14 protein-coding genes are annotated in these 14,629 nt (G+C 39.9%); 10 read left to right on the top strand and 4 right to left on the bottom strand.

The window, feature by feature from the left end; all coding sequences use genetic code 11:
• Positions 1–25 precede the first annotated feature (25 nt).
• Both ACE4RR_RS11270 and ACE4RR_RS11275 read left to right on the top strand, forming a co-directional pair.
• Positions 26–1,174, top strand: a complete 1,149-nt coding sequence (locus ACE4RR_RS11270; protein ID WP_375535608.1) for an MFS transporter — start codon at positions 26–28, stop codon at positions 1,172–1,174.
• 68 nt (positions 1,175–1,242) lie between these two features.
• A complete protein-coding gene (locus ACE4RR_RS11275; protein WP_375535523.1) occupies positions 1,243–2,601 on the top strand; it encodes an oligosaccharide flippase family protein in 1,359 nt (452 codons plus the stop codon).
• A gap of 205 nt (positions 2,602–2,806) precedes the next feature.
• On the opposite strand, the gene ACE4RR_RS11280 is transcribed toward ACE4RR_RS11275, so the two are convergent.
• Both ACE4RR_RS11280 and ACE4RR_RS11285 read right to left on the bottom strand, forming a co-directional pair.
• On the bottom strand, positions 2,807–3,406 hold the full coding sequence (locus ACE4RR_RS11280; protein ID WP_375535524.1) for a superoxide dismutase family protein: 600 nt from the start codon (positions 3,404–3,406) through the stop codon (positions 2,807–2,809).
• Positions 3,407–3,594: 188 nt separating this feature from the next.
• A complete protein-coding gene (locus tag ACE4RR_RS11285) occupies positions 3,595–4,521 on the bottom strand; it encodes a S66 peptidase family protein (protein ID WP_375535525.1) in 927 nt (308 codons plus the stop codon).
• Positions 4,522–4,665: 144 nt separating this feature from the next.
• Here ACE4RR_RS11285 and ACE4RR_RS11290 point away from each other — a divergent pair, with 144 nt between their 5' ends.
• The 4 genes from ACE4RR_RS11290 to ACE4RR_RS11305 all read left to right on the top strand — a co-directional run bounded on the left by ACE4RR_RS11290 (position 4,666) and on the right by ACE4RR_RS11305 (position 7,529).
• The gene (locus ACE4RR_RS11290) at positions 4,666–5,379 is read left to right on the top strand and encodes a M50 family metallopeptidase (protein WP_375535526.1); all 714 of its coding nucleotides are present in this window, start codon (positions 4,666–4,668) and stop codon (positions 5,377–5,379) included.
• The gene (locus ACE4RR_RS11295; protein ID WP_375535527.1) at positions 5,376–6,272 is read left to right on the top strand and encodes a 5'-3' exonuclease; all 897 of its coding nucleotides are present in this window, start codon (positions 5,376–5,378) and stop codon (positions 6,270–6,272) included. The genes ACE4RR_RS11290 and ACE4RR_RS11295 overlap by 4 nt, the downstream gene beginning before the upstream one ends.
• 83 nt (positions 6,273–6,355) lie before the next feature.
• Complete coding sequence (locus ACE4RR_RS11300) at positions 6,356–6,775, top strand: VOC family protein (RefSeq protein WP_375535528.1); 420 nt, start codon at positions 6,356–6,358, stop codon at positions 6,773–6,775.
• A 49-nt stretch (positions 6,776–6,824) separates the two neighbouring features.
• Positions 6,825–7,529 (top strand): hypothetical protein, encoded by a 705-nt coding sequence (locus ACE4RR_RS11305; protein WP_375535529.1) that lies wholly within the window; start codon positions 6,825–6,827, stop codon positions 7,527–7,529.
• A gap of 50 nt (positions 7,530–7,579) precedes the next feature.
• On the opposite strand, the gene ACE4RR_RS11310 is transcribed toward ACE4RR_RS11305, so the two are convergent.
• Positions 7,580–9,115 (bottom strand): histidine kinase N-terminal 7TM domain-containing diguanylate cyclase, encoded by a 1,536-nt coding sequence (locus tag ACE4RR_RS11310; RefSeq protein ID WP_375535530.1) that lies wholly within the window; start codon positions 9,113–9,115, stop codon positions 7,580–7,582.
• 87 nt (positions 9,116–9,202) lie between these two features.
• On the opposite strand from ACE4RR_RS11310, the gene ACE4RR_RS11315 reads away from it, so the two are divergent.
• The 3 genes from ACE4RR_RS11315 (at position 9,203) to ACE4RR_RS11325 (ending at position 12,081) form a co-directional block, all read left to right on the top strand.
• Positions 9,203–9,994, top strand: a complete 792-nt coding sequence (locus tag ACE4RR_RS11315; RefSeq protein WP_375535531.1) for an alpha/beta hydrolase — start codon at positions 9,203–9,205, stop codon at positions 9,992–9,994.
• 79 nt (positions 9,995–10,073) lie between these two features.
• A complete protein-coding gene (locus tag ACE4RR_RS11320; protein WP_375535532.1) occupies positions 10,074–10,808 on the top strand; it encodes a hypothetical protein in 735 nt (244 codons plus the stop codon).
• A 103-nt stretch (positions 10,809–10,911) separates the two neighbouring features.
• Entirely contained in the window at positions 10,912–12,081 is a 1,170-nt protein-coding gene (locus tag ACE4RR_RS11325) for a mandelate racemase/muconate lactonizing enzyme family protein (RefSeq protein ID WP_375535533.1), read from the top strand.
• Between the two features lie 133 nt (positions 12,082–12,214).
• Here the strand turns inward: ACE4RR_RS11325 and ACE4RR_RS11330 are convergent, their stop codons facing one another.
• Positions 12,215–13,021: a nicotianamine synthase family protein gene (locus ACE4RR_RS11330; protein WP_375535534.1), complete on the bottom strand. Its 807-nt coding sequence runs from the start codon at positions 13,019–13,021 to the stop codon at positions 12,215–12,217.
• Positions 13,022–13,107: 86 nt separating this feature from the next.
• Here ACE4RR_RS11330 and ACE4RR_RS11335 point away from each other — a divergent pair, with 86 nt between their 5' ends.
• Positions 13,108–14,526, top strand: coding sequence for an MATE family efflux transporter (locus ACE4RR_RS11335; RefSeq protein WP_375535535.1), 1,419 nt, complete (start codon positions 13,108–13,110; stop codon positions 14,524–14,526).
• The last annotated feature ends 103 nt before the right edge of the window (positions 14,527–14,629 follow it).

A 14,629-nucleotide genomic window follows, 5' to 3' on the forward strand; every position in this document is an offset into this window, starting at 1 on the left:
AATATTATTTTTTCTTGCAACGGCTATGGTGGGAACTATGACTACATGGTTTTCGATGACAGCCGTCCTCCCTGAATTAACCGAAGAGTGGGGATTAAGCAGTGCCCAGGGCAGCTATATCACGATCATGGTGCAGGCGGGTTTTGTCACGGGTTCGCTGCTCTCTGCTTTTTTTAATCTTCCGGACCGGATTATACCGCCAGTTCTGTTTTTTTGGTCTGCTGTCGTTGCTGGATTAAGCACACTCCTCACTGCCATGGCAGTAGATAATCTCACCGCTGCCATGCTGATGAGGTTTATTACAGGAATGGCATTGGCCGGTGTTTACGGTCCAGGATTAAAACTCACATCCACCTGGTTTAAGTTGAAAAGAGGGATGGCATTAGGTTTTGTTGTAGGATCATTAACGTTAGGTTCTTCAGCACCACACCTGTTCAGGGGCATTGGAATGCCTTCATGGGAGCTTGTTTTAATGGTTTCAGGGAGTGCTTCTATATTAGCAGGAGTGCTTGTGTATGCTGCAGTTCCAGTTGGTCCATTTATGACACCGTCCGCCCCCTTTGACCCAAAATCAATTCCAAAAGCATTTAAAAACAGAGCAGTGAGACTTGCAAACTTTGGTTATTTTGGTCACATGTGGGAACTGTATGCGATGTGGACCTGGTTTGGCCTATTTGTTACCGAGAGCATTATAGCAGCGGGTTCTGCAGAGAATGCTGCTGCAAAATCTTCCATTATTACTTTTCTGGTAGTTGGTTCTGGATTCATTGGGGCATGGGCAGGAGGGGTATTGGCTGATAAGTTTGGAAGAGAAAAAATTACGCTGTGGTCGCTTGGTATCTCTGGTTCCATGACAATTCTGATAGGCTTTTCGTTTGGAGGAGCAATTTGGTTGTCCGCCATTATTGGCATTATTTGGGGTATGGCAATTATTGCTGATTCTGCACAGTTTTCTGCGCTGGTGACAGAGCACGCTGATCAAAGATATGTCGGAACAGCATTAACGTTTCAGTTAGCAGTAGGCTTTGCTCTCACCATACTGGTAATTTTACTAGTGCCAATATTTGAGACATTGGTCGGCTGGAAATATGTTTTTCTTCTGCTTCTTCCCGGTCCCGCTGCTGGCTTTATATCCATGTTGAAACTATACGCCCTCACGACTAAACATTCGTAATGGTTGTTCAAAAATACAGCCTGGACTCATATACATAAAGGAAAGATGTATAGAGAAGGGGCGGGTGCATGAATACATTTATGAAAGGAACCGTCTTATTAATTATGGCGGCTTTTCTTGGTGAATGTCTTGAGTTTTTAATTAACATGGTACTTGCCCGGGAGTTAGGCGAAAAAGGGCTCGGCTTGTATATGGCCATTCTTCCGACCATCGTTTTTCTTGTTGTTATCGCGAGTATGGAGCTGCCAATTTCTATTTCTAAAGCTGTTGCTGAACAAAATGAGGTGTACCACCGTAGTTTTTTGCAGCATACACTTCATTTCACGGCTGCATTTACTGTATTTTTTCTATTTATTGCTGTGATCATTTATCCAATCATACCTGTTTTTAATGCGTATCATCGTTCTTTACCGTGGCTGCTTTTAATGCTCATTCCTGTAATTTCATTTTCATCGGTGGCACGAGGCTATTTTATGGGAATCCAGCGTATGGCAAAGATTGCTATTGCGAATTTTTTAAGAAGAGCAGTGCAGCTGCTTTTGTTACTGGCTGTGTTCCAATTGTTTCATTTTGAACAGGAGCTGGCGATTCTTATCGCTTTATTAACCCTTATCGCCACTGAAGTTATAGTTTTTTTGTATATTTTTACTGCTTTTCTAAGACAACTTCATAAATTACACCATACAAAAGATAGTCCGTCTCTCCCTAAACAATCTGTTCTTAACACTCTGCTGAAGGTATCACTCCCTACGACAGGACTGCGAATTTTTCATGCTGCTTCATTTGCCATTAAGCCTTTTTTAATTCAAGCCGCTTTAATAAAAGGTGGAATGGTGGAAGAAATGGCGATGGTTCAATATGGGAAACTGGCGGGAATCGCTTTTACGATTGGTTTTTTTCCAGCATTTATCGCTCATTCTCTGCTCATTATTCTGATTCCTACAGTTTCTGAAACCTATGCCAATAAAGAAATAAAAAAAGTAAAACAACTCTTGTTTAAAATTATGATGTTTACTTTACTCTATGCCATCCCTGCGGGGGCCATATTTTATTTTTATTCTCATGAATTAACAGCGCTGTTTTTTGAAGCCGATACAGCAGCTATATATTTAGAATTGCTTGTTCCTTATTTCTTTTTTCACTTTTTTGTCATACCGATGCAAGCATTTCTTATTGGGCTCGGCCTTGTAAAAGATGCTTTTTTACACTCCATTTGGTCTACAGCAGTATCATTTATATTAATGTATTTCCTTGGTTCTATGCCTCAGCTGCAAATGTCCGGAATTATTATTGGAATGAATACTGGTATTGTACTGCTTACACTCATGCACTTCCTCACGATTCGTTATCAGCTGTCACAGCCGGTGTTTTCACGAATCACAAGTTCTCCAAAAAGCGGGGGCTGTAGCAAAAGCCCCTTGTTATAGAAAAAGTAGTATCCTAAATAGAAGATAGCAGGGGACAAGTCCGAAGACTCCAGTGGGAAGAGCAGCGGCTGAAGATCCGCCGGGCGCGGGTTTCGCCCGGTTAGCTGAAGCGCTGCCCACGGAAAGCGAAGGACTTGTCCACTGCTTTTTTTACCATACAAAAGGGGCGAGTATCATTTATGATACAGCTCCTTTCCATATATTTTTATTCAATGACACCACACGCAAGACGGTCCCCTGCATCTCCAGACGGCTGAGATTCATAATCATCAGGCATTTCATGGATTACCAAAGAAGTCCCCTCGTTCTCAAGCAATGAATGCTGCTCTCCGGCTGCTAAAGTTACATTCTCGGCTGTTAGATCCTCCTTCACTTCTCCGTTTTCATTAGTCGTAATATTAGGCAGATCCCCCGCATGTGGTCCATCTTCTGTATCTTTACCGTGATCACTATCCTCAGGGTTAAAGTGATCTTCAGCCGATTCAAAATCCGGAGGTTCGCATGCCCCGGTTTCGTGAATATGAAAGCCGTGTTCACTGTTTTCAGGCATACCGGAAGCTTCCAGTTGAATGCTTACACCATCGCTTCCTTCTTCAAGCTCTGCAGTTCCTACTTCGTTCTCCTCTTGATCCCGCAGAGTAACGCTGGCAGTCTTTGAATTCTCATCTGCTGATTCATCTTCGTTCGCCTGTTCGTCAGTTCCTTCCTCATCTGAAGCAGGAGCTTCTGTTTCCTCTTCAGCTCCGCAAGCAAAAAGTCCTGTCATCAAAATGCACATCCCTGTAACTTTAAAAGCTCTCATCATCCAGAATCCCTCCAATGTTTTTCTATTACTCCATTTTCCAGTGCACCTTTCTGAAAAACATTCATGAATTAATTTGAGTAGATAGAGGGATGCTTTCTCTTCAAATACGATAAATCAAAGGAGTATTTTCATCGAACTTATTTATTGAGATGATTAAAATTTTAAATATTCGTTTAGGTGTACTTCCCTTAAGGTAAGGAAACATTTGATTCCAATATTGTTAAAACACCGTCATCAGCATTTAAATTGATTTCAGCACCAATTGGAACAGCTGCCTTAAAAAGCCCATGACCGGAAGCGAGTCCAGTAATAAGCGGCTTACCTATAGGGGCAAGAAAATCTTCTACCACTTCATTGTATGAGACACCATAAGATACCGGACAACCTGTACATTCACCCATTACGATACCTAGACAATCGTCAAATTTCCCAGCCATTTCAAGCTGTTTTAAATATCGATAAACGGTATTGGAAGGTTCATTTGTTTCTTCTAAAAAGATAATTTTTCCACTCGTACTGACTTCATATTCTGTTCCAAGCAATCCTGCAAATGAAGTTAAATTACCTCCAACAAGAGGGCCTGTCACGTTGCCTTCTACCAGGGAGACCAAAGGGAGGCCGGGCGGGTTATCAATTGTCCGGGGGGCCTGCGTAGTAGAGACAGCGGTATAAAATTGATTGAAATTGTACGCCGGAGTACTAACTCTGAAATCAATCAGCATCAGACTGTGAAAAGTGATTAAATTACTAAACTCATATAGAGCATTTATTAACACGGTAATGTCACTGTAGCCGGTTACGATTTTCGGGTTATTTTGAATGACTTCAAAATCTAAATAAGGAAGTATTCCTGCCACGCCAACTCCTCCACGGGACGGAAGGATCATTTTAACTTCTTCATTACGTATCATTCCCATAAAATCTTCTGCCCGCTCCTCATTAGATCCGGCCAAAAATCCATTTTGAGAAAATGTGTGTTCTCCTAATACTACATTAAATCCCATACTTTCCAGCGTAATAATACGCTCTTTCGCCGTTCTTTCATCAATAGGGCTGCCAAGTGTAACGATCCCGATTGTATCACCGGCCTGCAGAAGTGGTGGTTGGATTGCCATGACAATTACCTGCCTTTCTAAATCCGTTTACTTAATATATATGGATCAAATAAACTCGTCATCACCGAGCTGTATTTGCTTTCATCAATTCCCCGTACTAGCGACATGAGAGCTCGTTTGCTAATATGAATATGAGGTGATATCTTGGATGTTTTCATTTTTTTACTGTTCGCTGCCGCTGCGATTGGAGCTGTCACCTATATTCCTGTCGTAGGTGCATATTTTTCTATGTTCAATACACTTATTCATGAAAGTGGTCATGCTCTGGCCGCTGCTATCAGCGGCGGGAGAGTGACTTCTATATCATTGTTTCAAAGTACAGAAGGTGCTGCTGCTGCGCATCATCATCGTTTTGGGATGATACTCACAGCTTTATCTGGATATCCATTTGCCTCAATTTTTGCTGTATGTTTTCTTTTTTTATGTGCCAACCAGTGGTTTATAAGTGCAGCAATAATGTTGTTAATTGTTTTAAGCTATAATTTATTATTCTGGGTTCGGAATATTTATGGAATTTTCTGGATTGTTTCTGTTCTTTTTTTAGGATACTTCATTTGGTACTTTAACTTTCTGCCATTTTTGAATTATTTGTTAACTGGAATTGCATTTGTTTTAGTAACACAGTCGTTTCTCAGCTGCTGGCATATATTTCTGCTCAGTGTTCGCAGGCCGAAACAGGCAGGGGATGCTTCTATATTAGCTAAATTAACCTATATACCAGCTGCAGTTTGGGGGCTCTTATTTTTACTTCAGGGGAGCATTTTGTTTTTAACAGGGTGCGCATTATGGATCGATATTGATTTTTATAATTATTTGAGTTTAGATCTTTTAAACACCTTGGAAAGGAGAGTAAAATGAATCAAAAAAAAGTGTTATTGGTTGATGGGATGGCCTTATTATTCAGGGGATATTTTGCTACAGCCGTACATGGCAATTTTATGAGGAATGCAGAAGGAACGCCAACGAATGGGGTTAACGGTTTTATTAAATATTTTCTGCACGCGGTGGAGACGTTTCAGCCCACACATGTCGTTTGCTGCTGGGATATGGGAAGTCATACATTTCGGTCAAGACTTTACCCGGAATACAAGGCAAACAGGTCAGAACCACCGGAAGAACTCATTCCTCAATTTGAAATGGCTAAAGAGGTCATGACAGGGTTCAATGTTCCAAATGTCGGCATTCCTGATTTTGAAGCAGATGATTGTATCGGTACTCTTGCGGCGCAGCTTGCACCTGAGAATTTTATTTACATTCTCACCGGAGACCAGGATATGCTTCAATTAATTAATAATAATATCTCAGTAGTAATTATGAAAAAAGGCAGGGGTAATTATCAAGTATTTAACGAATCTAACATGGTGGAGCTGAAAGGATGCAGTCCGGCACAGCTTGTCGATATAAAAGGACTGATGGGAGATACCAGCGATAATTATCCCGGAGTGAAAGGCATTGGGGAAAAAACTGCCCTTAAGCTCGTACAGGAGTTTGAATCGATCGAAAACATCCTAATAAACCTGGACAAATTAAAGCCCGGCCAGCGTTTAAAAATCGAAACGGAGAAGCAGATGCTTGATTTATCTAGAGATCTGGCAAGGATCCGAACAGATGCACCGGTAGAACTTTCACTGAATGAAGCAGTGTGGAGTGCCAATAAAGACCAAGCTTCCGCCTGTCTATCTAAACGCGGCATAAAGATTTCATTAATGCCACCTGCCTTTACAGACTCTGAAATAGCAGGCAGTAAATAAGCAGGATTCCTTTAGATATTGTCGAATTTAATTATAGTGAGTATAAATTTTTGACATCTTAAATAACAAAATAATCTTGTGGAGTGATTCGATTGATAGGACCCATTACACCGTATTTCACCTTCGATGGCAATGCAAAAGAGGCACTGCAGTACTACAAAAAGCTCTTTCAGGCGGAAATTACAGATGTGCAGACTTTTGGGGACGCTGAGTTTCCCACACCCGCAGAAGCTGACGACAAAATTATGCACGCCCGAGTGATCAAGGACGATCTTTTAATTATGGTTTCTGATTCCTTCCCGGGACATCCGCTGGAGATCGGAAATAATATTTCCTTGGCATTAGAACTGGAAAGTGAGATTGAAATTCAAAGATTATATGATGAAATCAGTAAAAAAGGCTCCGTATTTATGGAATTGCAGAATACGTTCTGGGGAGCTAAATTTGCAAAAGTAAAAGATCCTTTCGGTATTATCTGGGACCTTAATTATACAAAAAAATAAGCGGCTGCCCAGATTGGATAGAATCGATTGAACTTTGATGGAGCTGACAGTGAAAGTGAAAAAAGATCATAATAAGTTATCTTCAAATAAACCGAAAAGCATCCGGTCAAAAGTAACTGAGATGGATAATTATATACTTTATATGAATGATGAGCTGGATGGTGATGAAATTCGTAAGCTGATCTTTCAGATCTATCAAATAGACCTACACAAAGTGGGTGTCCTGCAAGAACAAACGAATTCGATATATTATCATAATGATTTCATAGAAATATGGAATCGTCTAATGACATGGGACGGCGGGTATAAGTCCCTTGAGGCCATGCCCAAATCTGAGGTGATGGATAGATTTTTGCAGTCTCAGAAGAATTCTCTGACAGGACGTGATGTCAGAGAAGCTGTAAAACATATTTTCGGTATCAATCTCGATGGCATATCCAAATTAGATAAATCAGGAATTTCTCTCTATTCGAAAGAACAGTGGATGACAAAAAGTGAGAATGACAAGATAGTTATTCAAACGAGCAGTGATGATGCAGAAGTCTGGATATACCCGACGGAATATTATAAATTAAAAACGGGCAAGAAAGAAGTTCCTGAAGCTCTGCAGCACGAGCTTATCTCTCTTGCCTATATATACGACAGGGAAAACGGTTCCCAATACTATCGGAATGAAAGCGGAGAGAGTGTTTCGAATGCGTTTAAAGAACAAACGATTCGAAGGATCTTAAAAATTTTTACTGCAGAGGCTTAAAATCAACAATCATTACTGCCGACAGAGACCGTTCCAATTCGAACGGTCTATTAATTTATTTTCTGATAGGTTACCTGATTTTTACCATTTCTTTTAGAATCATACAAACGCTGATCTGCCTGTTTGTAAAGTTCTTGGAAAGGTACAGAAGGGTGATCAGAATAACTGACTCCAAAGCTGGCTGTAATTTTAATGGAATGCTTCTTCTCAACAAAAATAGTTGTACTTTGAATATGCTCGCAGATTAATTCAGCGTTCTTTATGCATTTTTCTTTGTCTAGATCCCATTGTAAAATAGCAAATTCTTCTCCTCCAAATCTGGCCGCAACACTCTTCTCCGTTAAATAATTAGAAATTATCCTGCTGAATTCGACAAGTACTTCATCGCCTGTTTGATGGCCGTATGTATCATTGATTCTTTTAAAATTATCAATATCAAGTAAAATAAATGATAATCCGCTGCCGGACCGAGAAAGCTGTGTTTTTTCTGAAGCCATCTCAATTAAGAATTGACGATTTGCAAGACCTGTTAATCCATCGGTGTTGGCCCTTACCCATAAACGGTGCTCAATTTCTTTCTGAGAAGTAATATCTGAGATAATGATCAAATACCCTATTGTTGTATTTTTTTTATGTTGTTTCAGGGTCATTACTAATATACTGAAATATTTTCTCTCCCAGTTTGATTGGATAGTTGTTTCTTTTTTTATATGATCGAATACATTTAAGTCAGGAAAAAAAGGGTAAAGTGTGGACACTGGGACACCTTCTTTTACAGTAGAATGGCCAAAAATTCTAACAGCTGTGGAATTTAATTCTATAATTGTTTTATTATCATCTATTAGTATAATTCCATCTTTAATATGTTCGAGAATTTTATCCCTGGCGAGCGGCCAAGTCGAGAATAATTGATGCTTGACTAGTGCGTAATAAAATATCACGCTGGATGGTATAAACGAAATTGCAGTAGAATGAAACAGTCCTATTGGTAAAAAAGGACGAAGAACCGAATAAAATACGGGCACAGCCATTCCTATTAACAAGAGCAGGTACTTTCTTTTATTGAAAGAGGATGTATTTTCATAATGTAATAAAAATACAAAAAAGGAATAAAGGGTGAGGCCGGCTCCGTAAAGAATAAATAAATAACTAAGAGTTGTTGGGTCCACGACGGTTTTTTCATGACTTCCTATCATAACTATTTCTACACTTGACCGCATAAGATGATGAGCAGAATCGGTCCATATGAGGAGCAGATATATTATGGAAGGCATGCTTATCAGCCCAAGCTTTTTACCATTAATCATTTCTTCCAATTCAAGATAATCCATAACAAATCCGTAAATAAAAATTGGGAACATAAATAATGATAGCTGCTGAATATTTCTCCACCAAATTTTTGTTTCTAATGCTGTGGTTATTATTTCAGAAATGGTGGCAATGGACATAAGTGAACAAAAAATCATAATAATAATAAAAAATTTTGTACCTGGTGTCTTGTAGTGCTTTACGGACATCACTGCCAATGTGGTTGTTACAAGGAATGCAAGAAAGAAGGAGAATAAATAGCCATCAAAATCCAACATAGGTCCCGCCTCTGGCTATAAAAAATATAGTAACATTATACTAAAGTAACGGGATAATGCCAAATGGTTTGAGAAAGGAAGAGAAGAATGAAAATATATCTCTGGGATGGCAGCGTCCCCTGCGCTTTAAGTGATAGAGAAGAAGACAGACCCTATTTGACACCTTTTCTCGTGAATTCAAAAAGATCTTCCGGCGCTGTGATTATATGCCCTGGTGGGGGATACTCTCATCTTGCTGTGCATGAAGGCGTCCCGGTGGCTGAATGGTTAAATGATATGGGCTTATCTGCTTTTGTACTAAATTATCGTATCCATCCTTATAAACATCCTGTACCTCTAATTGATGTAAAGCGTGCGGTTAGATATGTAAGAAGCCACGCGGAGCATTGGAATATTGATACTGAAAAGATAGGAATTTTAGGATTTTCAGCGGGTGGTCATCTTGCCGCATCATCCGGTATGCTTTTTGACAATGGGGATGTATCTGCACATGACCCCGTGGAAAAAGTAAGCTCGCGTCCTGACGTAATGGTATTATGCTACCCCGTTATCACATTTGGGGAGCACGGCCATAAAGGCTCACAGCAACATTTATTAGGTGAAGAAGCCTCGGAGAAACTTCAAGCTTACTTATCGATGGAAAAGCAGGTGACGAATCAATCCCCACCGGCGTTTATATGGCATACTGCCAACGACGATTCTGTTCCTGTAGAGAACAGCCTTCTGCTGGCTTCATCCTTCAGCAGAAATAAGATACCGTATGAATTGCACATTTATGACAATGGCAGCCACGGCCTTGGTCTGGCAGCGAATGATCCACATGTCCGCACGTGGACAAAGTTATGTGAGAAATGGCTCCGAAAACAATTTACTTACTAGAACCCGATACCAACTTTATTAATATTTTAAATTACATTCGGTAACTACTTATATGTTTACTTATAGGGGGCATGTATGAATGCTGGCAAGTACGTTTTCCTTCTTTCCAAAAAAACAAAACAATTCCTCAGATGACAGAATAACGAAGATATACAAAGAGAATAAGCTCCTTGAACACATTCTTTCCTATGAAGATATTTTCTCGAAAAATTCATATCACGGAAGCCTCGTAGACAGTAGATTTTCCAGGCATACTATTGGCAGTCTTCCTATTTTAATTTCTGCGCCTCACGCTACTAAACATGTTAGATCAGGAGAGATAAAAAGTGCAGATATTTACACTGGTGCCCTGTCAGAAATAATTCATGAAGTTACTGGGGCCCATGTAATGAACGCAAGAAAGGTAATAGATGATCCAAATTTCAAAAAAAATTGCAACTATAAACAGGAACTAAAAAATATAATCCAACTGCATGAAATTAAATATGTCCTGGATCTGCACGGCAGTAAAGCCGTACATCCATTTATCATTGACCTGGGCACTATGGATGGAAAATCTATGGAAATAAACAATGTCGAGATCTTGAAAAATCATTTTGAAAGAAATAATATGAAATGCTTAATTAATCATACATTTACTGGAGCACATCCCGGAACAGTCACTCATTATGTGCATAACTATACCGATGCGCAGGCAGTCCAAATCGAGATCAGCCGGCGATTTAGGAATCCAAGAAACGATATTGATGCCTTTTATATAACTGCGAAAACTTTAATTGATTGTGTAATGAGTCTGATGCGCGCTGAATGCTGAAAAGCAGGAGGCGTTATTTTAATTCCAAAGAAAAGGAAAAATAAAATTTTTGTCGAATGAAAGAGAAGGGAGAACCTAATATAAAATAGGAGTGGTAATTAAGATGAGAATTACTGATATAAGAGAAAAAGCAGTACCAATCAAATCTGATATCAGCAATGCGTTCATTGATTTTAGTAAAATGAACGCGTCTGTGGTAGCGATAGTCACGGATGTAATAAGAAATGGAAAGCCTGTAGTGGGCTATGGTTTTAATTCTAATGGCCGTTATGCGCCGAGCGGTCTCCTTCATGAGCGATTTATTCCAAGACTGCGGGATGCAGAACCAGATGCTGTATTAAATGATGCGAAATCTAATTTAGATCCTCATAAGATATGGGATATTCTTATGAGCGGAGAGAAGCCGGGAGGACATGGCGAGCGTTCTGTCGCGGTGGGAGTACTGGATATGGCTGTCTGGGATGCAGTAGCAAAAATTGAAGAAAAACCACTGTATCAGGTTCTCGCAGAACGTTACAGAGATGGAGAAGTGGATGAAAAAGTATTTGTCTATGCGGCTGGTGGCTACTATCAGCCTGGAAAAGGAGTGTCTGCTCTGCAGGACGAAATGAAGCATTATTTAGAGCTTGGATATTCTGTAGTGAAAATGAAAATTGGCGGTACCAGCTTAGTCGAAGATTTAAAACGGATAGAAGCAGTGCTTGAAGTGGTTCCAGGAGGCCAGTCATTGGCAGTCGATGTAAATGGTAGGTTTGACCTGGATACCGCAATCGCTTATGCGAAAGCTCTCTCACCTTACAATTTGTTCTGGTATGAAGAAATCGGCGATCCGCTGGATTATGAGCTGCAGTCAATTATGCCAAGATACTATCAACCGCCGATGGCTACGGGGGAAAATCTATTTTCAATGCAGGATGCACGTAATTTAATTAAATATGGGGGCATGCGGCCGGATCGTGATTATTTACAGTTTGACTGCGCGTTAAGCTATGGACTGGTGGAATACTTGCGGACACTTGAAATGTTGAAAACCCATGGGTGGTCTCCGAGACGCTGTATTCCTCATGGAGGACATCAGATGTCGCTTAATATAGCTGCCGGTCTCGGTCTTGGAGGAAATGAATCTTACCCCGGGGTGTTTGAACCATTCGGTGGATTCGCGGATGACTATCCTGTCGAAAAAGGCTATGTACGTCTTCCAGAAATCCCAGGTATCGGTTTTGAAGCAAAATCCAATTTATACGAATTACTAAAAACCATCGGGGAAGAATAACGACTTTTAGAAAAACCAGGGTACTTTTGGGTCCCCTGGGTTTTTTTACTCTGCGTGTCCGATACGATGTTCATGGGTACATAGTAAAAGGCTGATATGAATAAATGCCATTGATGTTAGTAAATTTAGTCCATTATTTTATAAAAATAGTGGTATTAATCGAATCTGAATCGGCTTTTGTTGCATTAATATAATTGTATCCAGCGACTTTATACTCAAGAGGGTCCACAGGCTCATATAATAAGCGGTGCAGCCCTTCCGCACTCCGGATTGCTATTGCGCCATCCGCGTTTGATTGTGCAATTCTTCTAATAATTTTTTCTTTATCCGGCACTAAAGAAGCGATAAAGGTCAGATCATCATGCTCGTAGTCAGCTATCGCACCATCATTCTGTTCATGTTCTAATTGAGCAGAACAGTCCAATGAGGACAGCAGCTGTTTGCCTAACAAATGAGAAAAAGGATCTATATCCAGACATCTAACAGGAATATTCCATCTTTCTGCCATTAAGATCGCTGTAATGGGAAGAGGTCCGGATCCAATCATCGTGATTCGTTTTGGCTTTACAATTTCCCGACCGATTGAAAACTCTTTAGCAATCAGGCTTTTGTAATTATTCCAATATATAAAATGAGTCAAATCATCAATTGAACGGGCGGTATTTAGAAAATGCATGGCATAATAGCATTCCATAGCACTTTCTGCTTCTGAGAGCAGAGCTAACATTTGGGGACGGATTTTTTGAATATGAGGATGGGTAAGTACTTTTCTGCTGATAGTTTCATCTGCTGGTACAGATAGCGTCATTACTAAATGAGTTAGTGTTTGATTTATAATAGGATTCTTCGGAGATAAATCTTCCTCCTCGTTCAGGGTGTCATAAGCCTGTAAATATGTCTCCGTAATGTGCTCCTCCAATGATTTTCTTGTTGATAGCATCAAACATCCTCCTTTTAATTGACAAATAGTAATAATTACGATTTAATCATAATTAGTTTATTTTGTGAACCGTATATTAACAAAGAGTGATTTTAGCCTATTTTCGTGAAGGTGGAGAAAAAGGGGAAGATAAGATCATACCTAAGTTTGCTGCTGAAAAATATGAAGAAAAAACGCATCGTCACTACTTAGCACTAGCACTTCCATTAATCATAGCCACAATTTCGACCCCATTGTTAGGAGCTGTTGATACAGCGGTGGTTGGATATCTGGAGGCTCCTCATTATCTTGGTGGAGTAGCTGTGGCTGCGCTCATATTTAATACGATGTACTGGGTGCTCGGCTTTCTGCGGGTAAGTACCTCTGGATTTACAGCCCAGGCGGAAGGAAGAAGAAACGAAAGGGAGCTTCAATTATTATTAATTAGACCTTCGATGATCGCGATAGCTGCTGGGCTCATATTTGTACTTTTCCAGGTGCCTATCCGCGAAGCGGCCATGATTTTAATAAACCCCACTGCAGCAGTCCGGGCGGAAGCAGAAGCATATTTCTTATTCCGTATTTGGGGTGCGCCATTCGCGCTGCTTCAATTTGTTTTTCTTGGCTGGCTGATCGGAAAGGCTCGTGTAAATGCTGTTCTTGTTCTGCAGTTTGGCTGTAATCTACTAAATATCGTTCTTGATTTTATATTTGTATTCAGTTTTCATATGGGAGCTGCCGGAGTTGGTCTAGCCACTTTATTGGCGGAATTCATTGGAGTAGTAATTGCTGCATGGTACATTTTTCATAACACATCATTTCGCTTCTCATCTACGCATTGGAAGGAAGTACTGGAAAAAGATCCATTTCTACATCTGATTAAAGTGAATCGGGATTTGTTTATTCGCACGCTCTGCCTTCTGGCAGTATTTGGAATTTTTGTATCGATGGGCACCTCTTATGGAGAAGTAATATTAGCGGCAAATGCAGTACTGTTGCAGATTCATTTTATGATGGCTTATGTTTTTGATGGTCTTGCTAATGCCAGCAGTATACTTTCTGGCAAAGCTGTAGGAAAAAAGGATAAATATTTGTTTACTCGAACCATGAAGCTGGGAGCATTATGGTCCTTTGCAGCAGCTGCAGTCTGGATGTTGATTATGATATTCGGAGGACACGTGATAATAGGTTTATTTACATCAATTGCTTCTGTTCAAGAGACTGCATTGAATTATAGCATTTGGATTGTATTTTTTCCTCTGACTGGTTTTTGGGGATTACAGCTGTACGGGATATTTACAGGGGCGACCTGCACAACTTCGATAAGAAACTCAATGATCGTTTCGTTACTTGTCTTTTTAGGTGCTCTGTATTTTTGGGGAGGAGATAATCAAGGATTGTGGCTTGCGTTTACTCTTTTTTCTTTGGCGAGATCACTCGTTTTATGGATGTATGTACCCACCCTGATTCACCATACGTTTCCAACATATATTCGAACTGACCGGCAGGCTATAATTAAGAATTAAGTAAAAATCAAAACAAGTGATGACTTTTAAATCGTAATTATCTCTTTAATTTTAAGAAATTTTGACAAATAAAGATAGGAGATGCGTGAAATTTGCAGTATAA

It is taken from the genome of Alteribacillus sp. HJP-4 (assembly GCF_042139015.1).
Taxonomy (GTDB): Bacteria; Bacillota; Bacilli; order Bacillales; family Marinococcaceae; genus JBHIKY01.

What these genes read in the sequence shown, in the direction of transcription:
- ACE4RR_RS11315 (WP_375535531.1), top strand. Translation starts at nt 9,203, where the DNA reads ATGAAAATATATCTCTGGGATGGCAGCGTCCCCTGCGCTTTAAGTGAT.
- ACE4RR_RS11270 (WP_375535608.1), top strand. Translation starts at nt 26, where the DNA reads ATGGTGGGAACTATGACTACATGGTTTTCGATGACAGCCGTCCTCCCT.
- ACE4RR_RS11310 (WP_375535530.1), bottom strand. Translation starts at nt 9,115, where the DNA reads ATGTTGGATTTTGATGGCTATTTATTCTCCTTCTTTCTTGCATTCCTT.
- ACE4RR_RS11295 (WP_375535527.1), top strand. Translation starts at nt 5,376, where the DNA reads ATGAATCAAAAAAAAGTGTTATTGGTTGATGGGATGGCCTTATTATTC.
- ACE4RR_RS11285 (WP_375535525.1), bottom strand. Translation starts at nt 4,521, where the DNA reads ATGGCAATCCAACCACCACTTCTGCAGGCCGGTGATACAATCGGGATC.
- ACE4RR_RS11280 (WP_375535524.1), bottom strand. Translation starts at nt 3,406, where the DNA reads ATGATGAGAGCTTTTAAAGTTACAGGGATGTGCATTTTGATGACAGGA.
- ACE4RR_RS11325 (WP_375535533.1), top strand. Translation starts at nt 10,912, where the DNA reads ATGAGAATTACTGATATAAGAGAAAAAGCAGTACCAATCAAATCTGAT.
- ACE4RR_RS11330 (WP_375535534.1), bottom strand. Translation starts at nt 13,021, where the DNA reads ATGCTATCAACAAGAAAATCATTGGAGGAGCACATTACGGAGACATAT.
- ACE4RR_RS11275 (WP_375535523.1), top strand. Translation starts at nt 1,243, where the DNA reads ATGAATACATTTATGAAAGGAACCGTCTTATTAATTATGGCGGCTTTT.
- ACE4RR_RS11320 (WP_375535532.1), top strand. Translation starts at nt 10,074, where the DNA reads ATGCTGGCAAGTACGTTTTCCTTCTTTCCAAAAAAACAAAACAATTCC.